At 65.3% G+C, this 12,859-nt stretch carries 13 protein-coding genes; all 13 read right to left on the bottom strand.

Annotation, left to right across the window (positions count from 1 at the left end; all coding sequences use genetic code 11):
* Nucleotides 1-5: 5 nt before the first annotated feature.
* The 13 genes from B0I00_RS16725 to nusA all read right to left on the bottom strand — a co-directional run bounded on the left by B0I00_RS16725 (nt 6) and on the right by nusA (nt 12,859).
* Nucleotides 6-1,022, bottom strand: coding sequence for a sensor histidine kinase (locus B0I00_RS16725; protein ID WP_100868558.1), 1,017 nt, complete (start codon nt 1,020-1,022; stop codon nt 6-8).
* A gap of 72 nt (nt 1,023-1,094) precedes the next feature.
* The gene (gene pnp, locus B0I00_RS16720) at nt 1,095-3,407 is read right to left on the bottom strand and encodes a polyribonucleotide nucleotidyltransferase (RefSeq protein WP_100868557.1); all 2,313 of its coding nucleotides are present in this window, start codon (nt 3,405-3,407) and stop codon (nt 1,095-1,097) included.
* 159 nt (nt 3,408-3,566) lie between these two features.
* A complete protein-coding gene (gene rpsO, locus B0I00_RS16715; protein ID WP_100868556.1) occupies nt 3,567-3,836 on the bottom strand; it encodes a 30S ribosomal protein S15 in 270 nt (89 codons plus the stop codon).
* A 5-nt stretch (nt 3,837-3,841) separates the two neighbouring features.
* Nucleotides 3,842-4,741, bottom strand: coding sequence for a tRNA pseudouridine(55) synthase TruB (truB, locus tag B0I00_RS16710; protein ID WP_100868555.1), 900 nt, complete (start codon nt 4,739-4,741; stop codon nt 3,842-3,844).
* The gene (locus tag B0I00_RS16705) at nt 4,741-5,247 is read right to left on the bottom strand and encodes a DUF2239 family protein (protein ID WP_100868554.1); all 507 of its coding nucleotides are present in this window, start codon (nt 5,245-5,247) and stop codon (nt 4,741-4,743) included. The genes truB and B0I00_RS16705 overlap by 1 nt, the downstream gene beginning before the upstream one ends.
* A gap of 65 nt (nt 5,248-5,312) precedes the next feature.
* Entirely contained in the window at nt 5,313-6,002 is a 690-nt protein-coding gene (locus B0I00_RS16700; RefSeq protein ID WP_100868553.1) for a site-2 protease family protein, read from the bottom strand.
* Entirely contained in the window at nt 5,999-6,553 is a 555-nt protein-coding gene (locus tag B0I00_RS16695; protein WP_100868552.1) for a GNAT family N-acetyltransferase, read from the bottom strand. The genes B0I00_RS16700 and B0I00_RS16695 overlap by 4 nt, the downstream gene beginning before the upstream one ends.
* Entirely contained in the window at nt 6,550-7,128 is a 579-nt protein-coding gene (locus B0I00_RS16690; RefSeq protein ID WP_100868551.1) for a thymidine kinase, read from the bottom strand. The genes B0I00_RS16695 and B0I00_RS16690 overlap by 4 nt, the downstream gene beginning before the upstream one ends.
* Before the next feature lie 45 nt (nt 7,129-7,173).
* Nucleotides 7,174-7,584: a 30S ribosome-binding factor RbfA gene (gene rbfA, locus B0I00_RS16685; protein ID WP_100868550.1), complete on the bottom strand. Its 411-nt coding sequence runs from the start codon at nt 7,582-7,584 to the stop codon at nt 7,174-7,176.
* Nucleotides 7,584-7,991 carry a PaaI family thioesterase gene (locus tag B0I00_RS16680; RefSeq protein ID WP_232730332.1) on the bottom strand — a complete coding sequence of 136 codons (408 nt, stop codon included), beginning with the start codon at nt 7,989-7,991 and terminating at the stop codon, nt 7,584-7,586. Before B0I00_RS16680 ends, rbfA begins: the two co-directional genes overlap by 1 nt.
* Nucleotides 7,991-10,510, bottom strand: coding sequence for a translation initiation factor IF-2 (gene infB, locus B0I00_RS16675; RefSeq protein ID WP_100868549.1), 2,520 nt, complete (start codon nt 10,508-10,510; stop codon nt 7,991-7,993). The genes B0I00_RS16680 and infB overlap by 1 nt, the downstream gene beginning before the upstream one ends.
* Nucleotides 10,510-11,250 (bottom strand): DUF448 domain-containing protein, encoded by a 741-nt coding sequence (locus B0I00_RS16670; RefSeq protein ID WP_100868548.1) that lies wholly within the window; start codon nt 11,248-11,250, stop codon nt 10,510-10,512. The genes infB and B0I00_RS16670 overlap by 1 nt, the downstream gene beginning before the upstream one ends.
* Complete coding sequence (gene nusA, locus B0I00_RS16665; RefSeq protein ID WP_100868547.1) at nt 11,231-12,859, bottom strand: transcription termination factor NusA; 1,629 nt, start codon at nt 12,857-12,859, stop codon at nt 11,231-11,233. The genes B0I00_RS16670 and nusA overlap by 20 nt, the downstream gene beginning before the upstream one ends.

Below are 12,859 nucleotides of genomic sequence, written 5' to 3'. Positions count from 1 at the left end.
AACGCCTAGACTTGCGCCGTGCTGTCCGGACCGATCCTAAGACGAGCCACGGTGCGATCGCCTTCGCGGGCCAGCGCATAGGATCCCGAAACCTGGCGCGCCAGCGCCGTGGCCAGGCGCAGACCCAGGCTACCGCTTTCTTCGGGCGAAAAGCCCGGCGGCAGGCCAACCCCGTCGTCACTGATTGTGATGACGATGGTGTCCTTGTCATCGACGATGTGGGCGGCCAGATTTCCGCGCCGACCGGGCATGCCGTGTTCGAGCGCGTTGGCGACGGTCTCGGCCAACACGACCGAGGCCGGGATCGCCCGGCTGGGCGACAGGCCGAAGGCGCTTTCGCCCGTCACCGTCACGGTTACATCGTCGCGGCCATGGGCGCGAACCGTTTCGGCGCAGACCTTCGCGACAAGGTCGCGCAGGCCCACCGGCGCACCATCGGCAGAGTAAAGATCGCGCTGCATCGAACCGATCAGGGCGATGCGTTGGGCGGCCTCACCGATGGCCTGGGCCGCATCGCCCGACAGACCGCGCCGTTGCAGCGCGAGCATCGATCCGACCATCTGCAGATTGTTGCCGACCCGGTGCTGCAATTCCTGGAACAGCATCGCGCGGGTATCGGCCAGGTCGCGGCTGATACGCCGTTGTTCCAGCAGGCGGTTCTGCGCCCGCTGCATCCAGTGGATCAGGACGATGTCGACTGCGACCACGAAGAGATAAAGAACGATTGCCAGCAGCGCTCCGAAGTTGAGCGCGAAGCCGGCCGGAGGAATGAAGAAGTACCAACTGAACAGCAGCCCCAGCCCGGCCGACAGGATGCCCGGACGGGTCCCGAACAGGAACGCGGACAAAACGACCGCCGGGAAGAAGGTGACATAGGGCAGGCCCGGCGGCAGCACGTCGTCAAGCGACAGGCGCACCACCAGTGCCAACACGGTAATGGCAGAGGCCGCGAACAAACCCAGCAGCGGATAGCGGCGCCCCAGCGGCAAGCGCATCAGCCAGCTGTCCTTGAATTGGTCCACCTACGTTCCCTGCATGAAAAACGGGGCCACGCACGCGGCGCGGCCCCGTCTTTATCACGACTTGTCAGTCGATCAATCGTCGGACTTCAGGAAGGCCGGAATGTGATCGGGAGCCGGACCGTCGTCGCGGTCGCTGCGTTCGCGGCGCGGGCCACGGTCGCCGCCGTCACGGCGCGGACCGCGATCGCGATCACGACCACCACGGTCGCCGCCGCTGCGCGGACCACGGCGGTCGCCGCGGTCGCCGCCCGGACGGTCACCGCGCGGTTCGCGCGGCGGACGGGTGTCTTCCAATTCGGCACCGGTTTCCTGGTCGACGACGCGCATCGACAGGCGGACCTTGCCGCGCGGGTCGATCTCGAGGACCTTGACCTTCACCGGCATGCCTTCCGACACGACGTCGGTCGGCTTTTCAACGCGCTCGTTGCGCATTTCCGACACGTGGACGAGACCGTCCTTGCCGCCCATGAAGTTAACGAAAGCGCCGAAGTCGACGATCGTCACGACCTTGCCGTCGTAGATCTTGCCGACTTCCGCTTCCTCGACGATGCCGAGGATCCAGTTCTTGGCGGCTTCGATCTGCGACAGGTCCGAAGACGAGATCTTGATCAGGCCTTCGTCGTCGATGTCCACCTTGGCGCCGGTTTCGGCAACGATCTCGCGTATCACCTTGCCGCCGGTACCGATGACTTCGCGGATCTTCGACTTGTCGATCTGGATCGTCTCGATGCGCGGAGCATGGGCCGACAGTTCGGTGCGGGCGGTGCCCAGCGCCTTGGTCATTTCGCCCAGGATGTGCGCGCGGCCTTCCTTGGCCTGGTTGAGCGCGGCCGAGAAGATTTCCTTCGTGATGCCGGCCACCTTGATGTCCATCTGCATCGTGGTGATGCCTTCGGAGGTCCCGGCCACCTTGAAGTCCATGTCGCCCAGGTGGTCTTCGTCACCCAGAATGTCGGACAGCACGGTGAAATCGTCGCCTTCCAGGATCAGGCCCATCGCGATGCCCGAAACCGGGCGCGTGATCGGCACGCCCGCGTCCATCATCGACAGCGCGCCGCCGCAGACGGTGGCCATCGAGGACGAACCGTTGGACTCGGTGATGTCCGAGACAACGCGGATCGTGTAGGGGAAGTCTTCCTTGCTGGGCAGGACGGCCTGCAGGGCGCGCCAGGCCAGCTTGCCGTGGCCAGTGTCGCGGCGCGACGGGGCGCCGAAGCGGCCCACTTCACCGACCGAGTACGGCGGGAAGTTGTAGTGCAGCATAAAGCTCGAGTAGCTCAGGCCTTCGAGGCCGTCGATCATCTGCTCGGCGTCCTTGGTGCCCAGCGTGGTGGTGCAGATCGCCTGCGTTTCACCGCGGGTGAACAGCGCCGAACCGTGGGTGCGGGGCAGGAAGCCGACCATCGATTCGATCGGACGGACCTGGTTGACCTTGCGGCCGTCGATGCGGGTGCCGTCCTTCAGGATCGCGCCGCGCACGATGTCGGCTTCGACCTTCTTGACGGTCTTGATCGCGACCATCTGGGTCTGGGCGTCTTCGCTGGCGAAGGCTTCCTTGGCCTTGTCGCGCGCTGCGTTGAGCGCGTTCGAACGGGCCGACTTGTCGGTCAGCTTGTAGGCGGCGGCGATGTCCGCACCGATCAGGTCCTTGAGCTTGGCCTTGATCGCCGAGTTGTCGCTGACGGCGACGTCCCACGGATCCTTGGCAGCCTTTTCAGCGAGGTCGATGATCAGGCCCGCAACCTTCTTGCACTCGTCATGCGCGAACATGACGGCGCCGAGCATGATGTCTTCCGACAGCTCGCGGGCCTGGCTTTCGACCATCATCACGGCGTTGCCCGTAGCGGCGACGACCAGGTCGAGCGCGCCGGCGGCAGCGGCGTCCTGCTTGGGGTTGAGGAGGTACTGGCCGTCCTCGTACCCGACGCGCACGGCGCCGATCGGACCCATGAAGGGCACGCCCGAGATGGTCAGGGCGGCCGAAGCGGCAATCATCGCAACGATATCGGGCTCGCACTCGCCGTCATAGGACAGCACCTGCGCGATCACGTTGATCTCGTTGTAGAAGCCTTCGGGGAACAGCGGGCGGACCGGACGGTCGATCAGGCGGGAAACCAGCGTTTCCTTTTCCGTTGCGCCGCGTTCGCGCTTGAAGAAACCGCCCGGGATGCGCCCGGCGGCGAAATACTTTTCCTGATAGTGGACGGTCAGCGGGAAGAAGTCCTGCCCTTCCTTGACGCTCTTGGCGGCCGTGACGGCGCAGAGCACGACTGTTTCGCCATAGGTGGCGATGACCGCGCCGTCAGCCTGACGGGCAACGCGGCCGGTTTCCAGGGTGAGGGTCTTTCCGCCCCACTCCATCGATACGGTTTTGACGTCGAACATTTTGTTTCCTTCAGCCCGCAAGGCCCTATTGCCGGCGGGTTTTGCTGCCGGGGGTTCCGTCCCGGTCCGGTGTGGGGCTGATTTGGGCCCCAAGGCGCCCCGCCGGATTGCGGGAATGCCCCAAAGCAAAAGCGGCCCGCTAGGGGCCGCTCCGCTGGATTACTTGCGAAGACCGAGCTTCTGGATCAGCGCGTTGTACCGATCGACGTCCTTCTTCTTGAGGTAGTCGAGCAGCGAACGGCGCTTGTTGACCATCATCAGGAGGCCGCGGCGCGAATGGTTGTCCTTGTGGTGGTCCTTGAAGTGACCCTGCAGCGTGTTGATGCGGCTGGTCAGGATCGCGACCTGGACTTCCGGCGAACCGGTGTCACCCTTGGCACGGGCGTTGTCCTGAATGATTTCCTGCTTCTTTTCGGCGGTAACCGACATATCATCTACTCCGCGACATCGGGAAGATTGAACCCCCGCACCACCGTGGCGTTGCCGCCCGAAAGCTGGACCAGCGCGACGGGAGTGCTTCCCTTTCGCGCCCAGTACAGCCCGTCGGTGTGGGGCAGTCCGGTCAGAACCCGGCCCTGGCGGACCATGCTTGCCTGTTCCGGACCGAGGTTGAGAGCCGGGATGTCGACCAGCCCTGCCTCCAGCGGCAAGAGTACGTTCTCAAGGGGGGCGCCCTTACCCACTTCGTTCAATTTGTCCAGCGAAATCGCCTGATTTGCGGCGAACGGACCGGCAGCCAGGCGGTGCAGCATGGTGACATGTCCGACCGTGCCGAGAGCACGGGCGATATCGCGCGCGAGGCTGCGGATATAGGTGCCCTTGGATACGCGGGCGACCAAAGTGACAGCGCCCTGTTCCACCGAATCGATCGTCAGCGAATGAACCGTGACCCGGCGCGCTGCCAGCTCAACCGCCTCGCCCTTGCGCGCCCGGTCATAGGCGCGCTCGCCGTCGACCTTGAGCGCCGAATAGACCGGCGGGACCTGCTCGATCCTACCGGTGAAGCGCGGCAGGACCGCCTCGATCTGGCCGCGTGTCGGCTGGACTTCGCTTTCTGCAATAACCTTGCCCTCGAGGTCGAGCGTGTCGGTCTCCGCCCCGAAGCGGATGGTGAAAGCGTATTCCTTGCTGGCATCGAGCATCCGCCCGCACAGCTTGGTCGCTTCGCCCAGCGCGATCGGCAGGACGCCGCTGGCCAGCGGATCGAGCGTTCCGCCGTGGCCGACCTTGACCTTGCCCAGCCCGGCCTCGCGGCAGATGCGCTTGACCGCGCCGACGGCCTGGGTCGAACCCAGCCCGACCGGTTTGTCGAGGATGATCCACCCGTCGGGCATCACGCAGCCGTCGCAGGCCAGGCAAGGTCGCGCGCATGTTCGGTCACCGCAACCGGCCAGCCTGCGGCCAGCGTGGCAAAGCGATCGCGATCACCGGCATACAGCGCGCGGATCGCTTCCTCATAGCCCGGTCGGTTGCCGGCCATCACGGTCAAGAAGCGATAGGCAGCATCCAGCCGGTCGCGCTGGTTGGGTTCGGCCTTGCAGGCGGCCTCGACCAGCTTGCGCAAGGTGACCGAAGCGCCGCCGGGCTGCGCGGCAAGCCAGGCCCAATGGCGCGGCAGCAAGGTAACCTCCTTGGCCTCGACTCCCATCGCCGGGCGCCCCCGCTTGCGCGCTTCGGCTGCCAACGCGATTTCAAGGTCGACTTGCTTTCCACTGTCATCGTCGAAAGCCAGGACCTGACCGGTCGGCGCCTGCCGGGCAGCCTTGCACACGGCATCGCCAAACGAACCGCAGGTGCCGCGCGCCAGCACGGCGTCGTCATGAAAAATGGTGACAGTCATCTGGGCCTCCTCCAGCGCCGCATATTTTTATCCGGGCATATTGTCAATATATACCCGGATAAAAATCAACGCCCGGAAATGCCCTGCGCAATTTCGAGATAACGCTGCGACAGCCAGTCGACCGGTGCGCCGATCAGGTCGCCCACCGGATTGAACCCCGGAATCAGTTGCGGCAGCACGACGATAAGGCCGATGACCAGCAGCAAGCCGAATTTGCGGAGGCTGCGATAGGCCGCCGCAGCACGCTCCGGCAGCAGCCCTTCCAGAATGTGCGATCCGTCGAACGGCGGGATCGGCAGCAGGTTGAACAGCGCCAGGAAGATATTGATCAGGATGAAGTTGAGCAGGTTGAGGCCGACGAAGTGTTCGAGACTCTGCGGGCTTGGCTCGCCGGTAAACTTGATGACGAGGCCGAGCAGCAAGGCGCCCACCAGCGCCATCAGCAGGTTCATCCCCGGCCCGGCCGCAGCAACCAGGATCATGTCGCGGCGCGGGTTGTTGAGCCGCCGGAAATCGACCGGCACCGGCTTGGCCCAACCGAACACCGGCAGGCCCATCAGCTTGAGCGCTCCCGGCACCAGGATCGTGCCGACCGGATCGACATGGCGCAGCGGGTTGAGGCTCAGCCGGTTCAATTGCGAGGCGGTCGGATCGCCCAGCGCGCGGGCGACCCAGCCGTGGGCCACCTCGTGAAAGACGATCGCGAAGATCAGCGGCAGGATGATCGCCGCGGCGTTGAAGATGGTTTCGGTCATAGTCCCAATCGCTCCCGGTCGCGTTCGACGACCGAGAATATGGCGCTGTCGCGCAGGTATCCGGTCCAGGTAATCATGTGATTGCGCAGGACGCCTTCGAAGGTTGCCCCAATCTTGCGGCAGGCGGCCTGACTTCGCTCGTTGCGGGTATCGACCGAGAAGAACATCCGCTTCAGCCCACAAGCAAAACCGTGGGCCAGCATCATTCGCTTGAGCGGGCCATTGATCTGCCCGCCGCGGTGGCGCGGTCGCAGATAGGTGTTGCCGATCTCAGAGGTCTTCCACGCAACGTGAGTGCCGATCCAGGCCGTCATGCCCGCCAGATTGCCTGCGACCATGATCGCGAAGGGCAGCCTCTCGGAGTTGGCGAGAAGAGCCGAAAAGCTCGCGTCGAAGTGCTCCGGATCGTAGGAAATGCCATACATCTCCCAGATCGTGACATCTTCCGCGCAGGCCGCCCGCAGCGCTTCGCGGTGCCGCTCCTCGAGTGGCTCGAGCCGCAGCACGCCTTCCTCCAGCACAGCCAGCAGTCCGAGCGGATCGTCCTTCATCGCCCCAGTGCCTCGACGAAATGGCGGCGGCACAACGCAACATAGCGGTCGTTGCCGCCGATCTCGGTCTGGGCGCCTTGCTGCACGGCAGCGCCGCTCGCATCGACGCGCAGGTTCATGGTCGACTTGCGCCCGCAGTGGCACACGGCCTTGAGTTCGATCAGGCTGTCGGCGATGCCGAGCAGGACCTTCGACCCGTGGAACAGTTCGCCCTGGAAATCGGTGCGCAAGCCATAGCACAGCACGGGGATATTGGCATGATCGGCGACCCGCGCCAGTTGCCAGACCTGGGCTTCGGTCAGGAACTGCGCCTCGTCGACCAGCACGCAGGCCAGCGGTTCGACCCGGTGAGCGGCACTGATGCGCCCCCACAGGTCGGTGTCCGGCGCGTAGCGCTGGGCATCGGCGCCAAGGCCGATGCGGCTCTCGATCGCCTGGTGATCGCTCCGGTCGTCGAGCGCCGCGGTCCACAGCATGGTCGCCATGCCGCGCTCGCGGTAGTTGAAATCGGCCTGCAGCAGCGTGGTCGATTTCCCCGCGTTCATGCTGGCGTAGTAGAAGTAGAGCTTGGCCATTGCTCGATCAGATAGGGGCTTTGCCGGCAAAGACCAGAGCGAACGCTATTCGCCGTCGCCCTGGTCATCGTCGAGGTCGCGGGCCACCTTGGGATCGCGCAGCAACCGTTCGATCCGGTCAGCCTCGTCGAAGGTCTCGTCGGGCAGGAACTTAATCTTCGCGGCGTATTTGAGGCGCAGCTTGCCGGCCACTTCCTTCTGGAAAAAGGCGGTGTTGGTGCGCAGCGCCTTGAGCACTGCGTCCTCGTCCTCGCCCAGCAGGGGCTTCACAAAGACCGTCGCGTGGCGCAGGTCCGGGCTCATGCGCACTTCGGTTACGCTCACCGCATGGGCCGTCAGCACGTCATCATGCACCATCTGCCGCGTCAGCAATTCGCTGATCACATGGCGGACCTGTTCGCCCACCTTCAGGAGACGGACCGAGCGGGTTTCGGGCGTGGCCGGCTTGTTTCCCATCAGACGGCCCTCGGCACGGGGGTGGGGATCGCGGTGGACGTCGCGCGCGCGTAAAGTGTCGTACCGGCCGCGTCGAACAGTTCGCCCTCGAGGAAAATCGCCCGACGCCCACGACGGATGACGCGCCCCTTTGCGAGCAACGGACCTTCCGGGATCAGCTTCATCAAGGTCATGGCGATTTCCAGATTCAGCGGTGCCTCTGCGCCCTTCGTCGCCTCGACATGGGCTCGGCCCATTACCTCGTCGAGGAAGCCTGCCACCAGCCCGCCCTGCACCCCGCCGCGTCCGGTGATGAAGCACTGCGGCGCGACAAAGCGCATGGTGATCGTTTCGCTGGCGGGGTCGAAGGACAGGACCTCCGACCCCATCAGGTCATTGTAGTTCGGCAGCAGGGCGGCGTCGGCCATTACAGCGTGCGTTCGCGTTCCTCGACCTCGAAGACTTCGAGCATGTCGCCCGGCTTGATGTCGTTGGTGTCGGCCAGAACCACGCCGCATTCCAGACCCGCGCGGACTTCCGGAACGTCATCCTTGAAGCGGCGCAGCGAAGCGATCGTGGTCTTCGAAACGATGACATCCTGACGCGTAAGGCGGGCGTTGAGGCCCTTCCTGAGGAAGCCTTCGACAACCAGCAGACCGGCGGCCTTGTCGCGCTTGCCGGCCGGGAACACTTCCTTGACCTCGGCCCGGCCGACGACGTGTTCGATCCGTTCCGGCCCCCAGATGCCGGCCATTTCCTTGGCGACTTCATCGGTCAGGTGATAGATCACGTCGAAGTACTTCATCCGCACCTTGTTGCGCTCGATCATCTCGCGCGCCTTGGCGTTGGGACGGACGTGGAAGCCGATGATCGGCGCGCCGGAAGCGGCCGCAAGGCTCACGTCGCTTTCGGTGATCGCGCCGACGCCCGAGGACAGGATCTTCACCTTGATCTCGTCGTTCGACAGCTTGTTCAGTGCGTTGACGATCGCCTCGGTCGAACCCTGCACGTCGCTCTTAACGACGACCGGGTATTCGATGACCGCCTGCTTGGCCGACAGCGCGGAGAACATGTTTTCCAGGCTGGCGGGCGCCGTGGTGGTGCGCTTGGCGGTCGCCTTTTCCTGACGATAGGCGGCGACTTCGCGGGCACGGGTTTCGCTCTCGACCACGGCCAGCGTATCACCGGCCATCGGCACGCCGCCGATGCCCAGCACCTCGACCGGAGCGGACGGCAGAGCGGTCTTCACCTGGCGGCCCTTGTCGTCGAGCATCGCGCGGACACGGCCCGAATGGGTGCCGACCACGAGGATGTCGCCAACCTTCAATGTGCCGCGGTTGACCAAAACCGTCGCCAGCGGGCCCTTGCCCTTGTCGAGCTTGGCTTCGATCACGGTGGCTTCTGCCGCGCGGTCCGGGTTGGCTTTCAGTTCGAGCAGTTCGGCCTGCAGCAGGATTTTCTCGATCAGTTCGTCAAGACCGGCCTTGCTCTTGGCCGAAACTTCCACGTCCTGCACGTCGCCCGACATCGCTTCGACCACGATCTCGTGTTCGAGCAGGCGTTCGCGGATCTTCTGCGGATTGTATTCCGGCTTGTCGGCCTTGGTGATCGCCACGATCATCGGCACGCCGGCTGCCTTGGTGTGGTTGATCGCCTCGATCGTCTGCGGCATCAGCCCGTCGTCGCCGGCCACCACCAGGATGACGATGTCGGTGACGTTGGCCCCGCGCATGCGCATTTCGGTGAAGGCTTCGTGGCCCGGGGTATCGAGGAAGGTGACGAGGTCGCCGCCCTTGGTCTTGATCTGGTAGGCGCCAATGTGCTGCGTGATGCCGCCGGCTTCGCCGCGCACCACGTCGGTTCCGCGCAGCGCGTCGAGCAGGCTGGTCTTGCCGTGGTCGACGTGGCCCATGATGGTCACGACCGGCGGGCGCGCCTTCAGCGTTTCGGGCGCATCGACGTCCACGGCGGTGTCGATGTCGACATCGCTTTCGCTGACGCGGTTGATGGTGTGGCCGAATTCCTCGACCAGCAGTTCGGCGGTGTCCTGGTCGATCGTCTGGTTGACGGTGACCATCATGCCCATCTTGAACAGCGCCTTCACCAGGTCGGCGCCCTTCTCGGCCATGCGGTTGGCCAGTTCCTGGACGGTGATCGCCTCGGGCACGATAACCTCGCGCGACTGCTTTTCGCGCGGCTGGCTCTGCCCGGCAAAGTGCGCGCGGCGTTCCTTTTCACGCGCGCGCTTCAGGGCGGCGAGCGAACGTGCGCGGGCGCCTTCGTCCTCGTTGAGCGCGCGGGTGACGGTAAGCTTGCCGGCGTGGCGACGCTGGTCGCCGCCGCTCTTGTCGCGCGGATGAGCAGGCTTCTTCGCGGCCGGCGCGGCCGGTTCGGGACGTTTGGGCGCGGCGACCGGGGTGAAGCGGCGCGGCGCGGGGGCGGCGGTGCGTTCGTCCTGTTCCGTCTCGGCTTCGGCGGGAGCCGCTTCCTCGGCAGCAACCGGTTCGGGCGCCGGAGCAGGCGCGGCAGCGGCTTCGGCTTCGGCCTTGCGATTTTCCTCCGCGCGGCGGCGTTCGTCCTCGATCGCGCGAGCACGCTCTTCGGTCTCGCGCTCGGTCTGCTCGGCCAGGACCGCGAGGCGCGCCTCTTCAGCTTCGCGCTGGAGGCGGGCAACGCGCTCCTGCGGCGTTTCGTTCGAGACGGGCGGACGCGGCGCGGCGGGCCTGGGCGCGGCAACGACCGGTGCGGGCGCGGGCGCAGGCGGGGGCGGCGGAGCGGCAACCTCGGCCGCGCCGGGCTTGCCGATCAGCTTGCGGCGCTTCACCTCGACCACCACCTTGTTGGTGCGGCCGTGGCTGAAGGTCTGCTTGACCTCGCCCGCTTCGACCGAGCGCTTCAGCCCCAGGGGCTTCCGGCCCAGCGTCGATTTGTTATCGGTATCGCTCATTACCCGTCACGTCCTTCAATCATATCGTCGTCGAGCGCAGGGCCGGCCCGGTCAGCCGATCCTTTGCCGTTGTTCTGTCCGGTCTTCTCGCCCTGCCCCAGAAAACGCAGCAGGCGCTGCAGGGGAACGGCCAGCCTTTGCGCGGCCTGGGAATCGGTCAGCGCCAGGTGGACGACGTTGTCGCGGCCCAATGCCACAGACAGCGCCGTGCGGTCCAGTGGCAAGGTTACGCCTGCCATGCCGGTTCCTTCCGCGTCCTCGCCCACGCGCCAGGCCTGGTCGAGCTTGCGCGATCCATCCTCGCCCGCATCGGCCGCGTGGGCCAGCCAAGCGACCTTGCCCATCCGGGCGTGTTCGGCGATGCGGTCCGACCCGGTCAGCAGCCGCCCGCTCTTGAGTTCGAGGCCGAGGCGGTCGGTGAAAGCGCGGATCAGCGCCGCTTCGGTGCGCTGCGCCAGGTCGTCGGGGATGGTCAGCGCAGCGCCTTTGAACGCGCGCGCCAATGCTCCCTTAAGCTTGCCCTTGGCGACCGCTTTTTCAAGGGCCTCTCGCGAAATGCCGATCCAGGCGCCGCGCCCGGGCGCGCGGGCCAGCGCGTCGGGCAGCACCAGTCCATCGGGCGAGATCGCCAGGCGGACCAGCGCGTCGCGCGGCTCTGCGGCACCGGAAAGGATACAGGTTCTTTCCGGTCCGGCGTCAGCGATGTCGGAGCTTACGCGCTCATTGTGAGGAATCCGCATCGGCGGCCTCCTCGTCTTCGAACCAGTGCGCGCGGGCCGCCATGATGATCTCGTTGCCCTGCTCTTCGGACAAGCCGTATTCGCCCAGCACGCCGCCCTTGTCTTCCTGGCGTTCGCTGCGGCGCGGAGCCGGCTTCGGCCCGGCCGGCGAATTGTCGCGGCGGCGCTGTTCAGTGCGTTTCTTAGCGATCAACTCGTCGGTCGCGAGATCGGCCAGGTCGTCGAGCGTCTTGATCCCGGCCTTGCCCAGCGTGACCAGCATGGCCTCGGTCAGGTGCGGCAGCTCGGCCAGGGCATCCTCGACGCCAAGAGCGGTACGCTGTTCGCGGTGCGCGGCTTCGCGGCGTTCGAGCGCCTCGCTGGCACGGCTCTGCAGTTCCTCGGCGAGTTCTTCGTCGAAGCCTTCGATCGTGGCGAGTTCGCTGATCTCGATATAGGCGACTTCTTCGAGCTCGCTGAAGCCTTCGGCGACCAGCAGCTGCGACAGGGTTTCGTCGACGTCGAGTTCTTCCTCGAACATCTTCGAGCGCTCGGCGAACTCCTTCTGGCGCTTCTCGCTCGATTCCGCTTCGGTCATGATGTCGATCTGGCTGCCGGTTAGCTGGCTGGCGAGACGCACGTTCTGACCGCGGCGGCCGATGGCAAGCGACAGCTGGTCATCGGGCACGACGACTTCGATGCGGCTTTCTTCTTCGTCGATCACGACGCGGCTGACCGTCGCGGGCTGCAGCGCGTTGACGACGAAGGTCGCGGTGTCTTCCGACCAGGGGATGATGTCGATCTTTTCGCCCTGCAGTTCCTGCACGACGGCCTGGACGCGGCTGCCCTTCATGCCGACGCAGGCGCCGACGGGGTCGATGCTCGAATCACGGCTGATCACGCCGATCTTGGCACGGCTGCCCGGATCGCGGGCAGCAGCCTTGATCTCGATGATGCCGTCGTAGATTTCGGGCACTTCCTGCGCGAACAGCTTCTTCATGAAATCGGGGTGCGAGCGGCTGAGGAAGATCTGCGGGCCGCGGTTCTGGCGCTCCACCTTGCTGATATAGGCGCGCACGCGTTCGCCCACGCGGGCGACTTCACGCGGGATCTGCTGGTCGCGGCGAATCACGCCTTCGGCGCGGCCGAGGTTGACGATCACGTGGCCGAATTCGACCGACTTGATCACGCCCGTCACGACTTCGCCGGCGCGGTCCTTGAACTCTTCGTACTGGCGGTCACGCTCGGCATCGCGGACCTTCTGGAAAATCACCTGCTTGGCCGACTGCGCGTCGATGCGGCCAAGATCGACAGGCGGCAGCGGATCGACGATGAAGTCGCCCAGCTTGGCATCCTTGTCGAGCTTCTGCGCGGCCTTGAGGTCGATCTGCTTGAAGTAGTCGTCCACTTCCCCGACCACCTCGACGACGCGCCACAGGCGCAGGTCGCCGGTTCGCGGATCGAGCTTGGCGCGAATGTCGTTTTCGGCGCCATAGCGGTTGCGCGCAGACTTCTGGATCGCTTCTTCCATCGCCTCGATGACGATCGACTTGTCGATCATCTTCTCGGTCGCGACCGAGTTGGCGATCGCGAGCAGTTCGGCGCGGTTGGCGGAAATCGGACTGGCCAT

This window comes from Novosphingobium kunmingense (genome assembly GCF_002813245.1).
In the GTDB taxonomy this organism is placed as follows: Bacteria; Pseudomonadota; Alphaproteobacteria; order Sphingomonadales; family Sphingomonadaceae; genus Novosphingobium; species Novosphingobium kunmingense.
The sequence above is the reverse complement of the archived record's forward strand: the minus strand, read 5'-3'. Positions and strand labels throughout refer to the sequence as shown.

Bases quoted from the DNA above. Each gene is read 5' to 3' on its own strand.
- B0I00_RS16680 (WP_232730332.1), bottom strand. From the start codon at position 7,991: ATGGCCGACGCCGCCCTGCTGCCGAACTACAATGACCTGATGGGGTCG.
- pnp (WP_100868557.1), bottom strand. From the start codon at position 3,407: ATGTTCGACGTCAAAACCGTATCGATGGAGTGGGGCGGAAAGACCCTC.
- B0I00_RS16690 (WP_100868551.1), bottom strand. From the start codon at position 7,128: ATGGCCAAGCTCTACTTCTACTACGCCAGCATGAACGCGGGGAAATCG.
- infB (WP_100868549.1), bottom strand. From the start codon at position 10,510: ATGAGCGATACCGATAACAAATCGACGCTGGGCCGGAAGCCCCTGGGG.
- B0I00_RS16695 (WP_100868552.1), bottom strand. From the start codon at position 6,553: ATGAAGGACGATCCGCTCGGACTGCTGGCTGTGCTGGAGGAAGGCGTG.
- B0I00_RS16700 (WP_100868553.1), bottom strand. From the start codon at position 6,002: ATGACCGAAACCATCTTCAACGCCGCGGCGATCATCCTGCCGCTGATC.
- rpsO (WP_100868556.1), bottom strand. From the start codon at position 3,836: ATGTCGGTTACCGCCGAAAAGAAGCAGGAAATCATTCAGGACAACGCC.
- B0I00_RS16705 (WP_100868554.1), bottom strand. From the start codon at position 5,247: ATGACTGTCACCATTTTTCATGACGACGCCGTGCTGGCGCGCGGCACC.
- nusA (WP_100868547.1), bottom strand. From the start codon at position 12,859: ATGGCCAGTCCGATTTCCGCCAACCGCGCCGAACTGCTCGCGATCGCC.
- rbfA (WP_100868550.1), bottom strand. From the start codon at position 7,584: ATGGGAAACAAGCCGGCCACGCCCGAAACCCGCTCGGTCCGTCTCCTG.
- truB (WP_100868555.1), bottom strand. From the start codon at position 4,741: ATGCCCGACGGGTGGATCATCCTCGACAAACCGGTCGGGCTGGGTTCG.
- B0I00_RS16670 (WP_100868548.1), bottom strand. From the start codon at position 11,250: ATGCGGATTCCTCACAATGAGCGCGTAAGCTCCGACATCGCTGACGCC.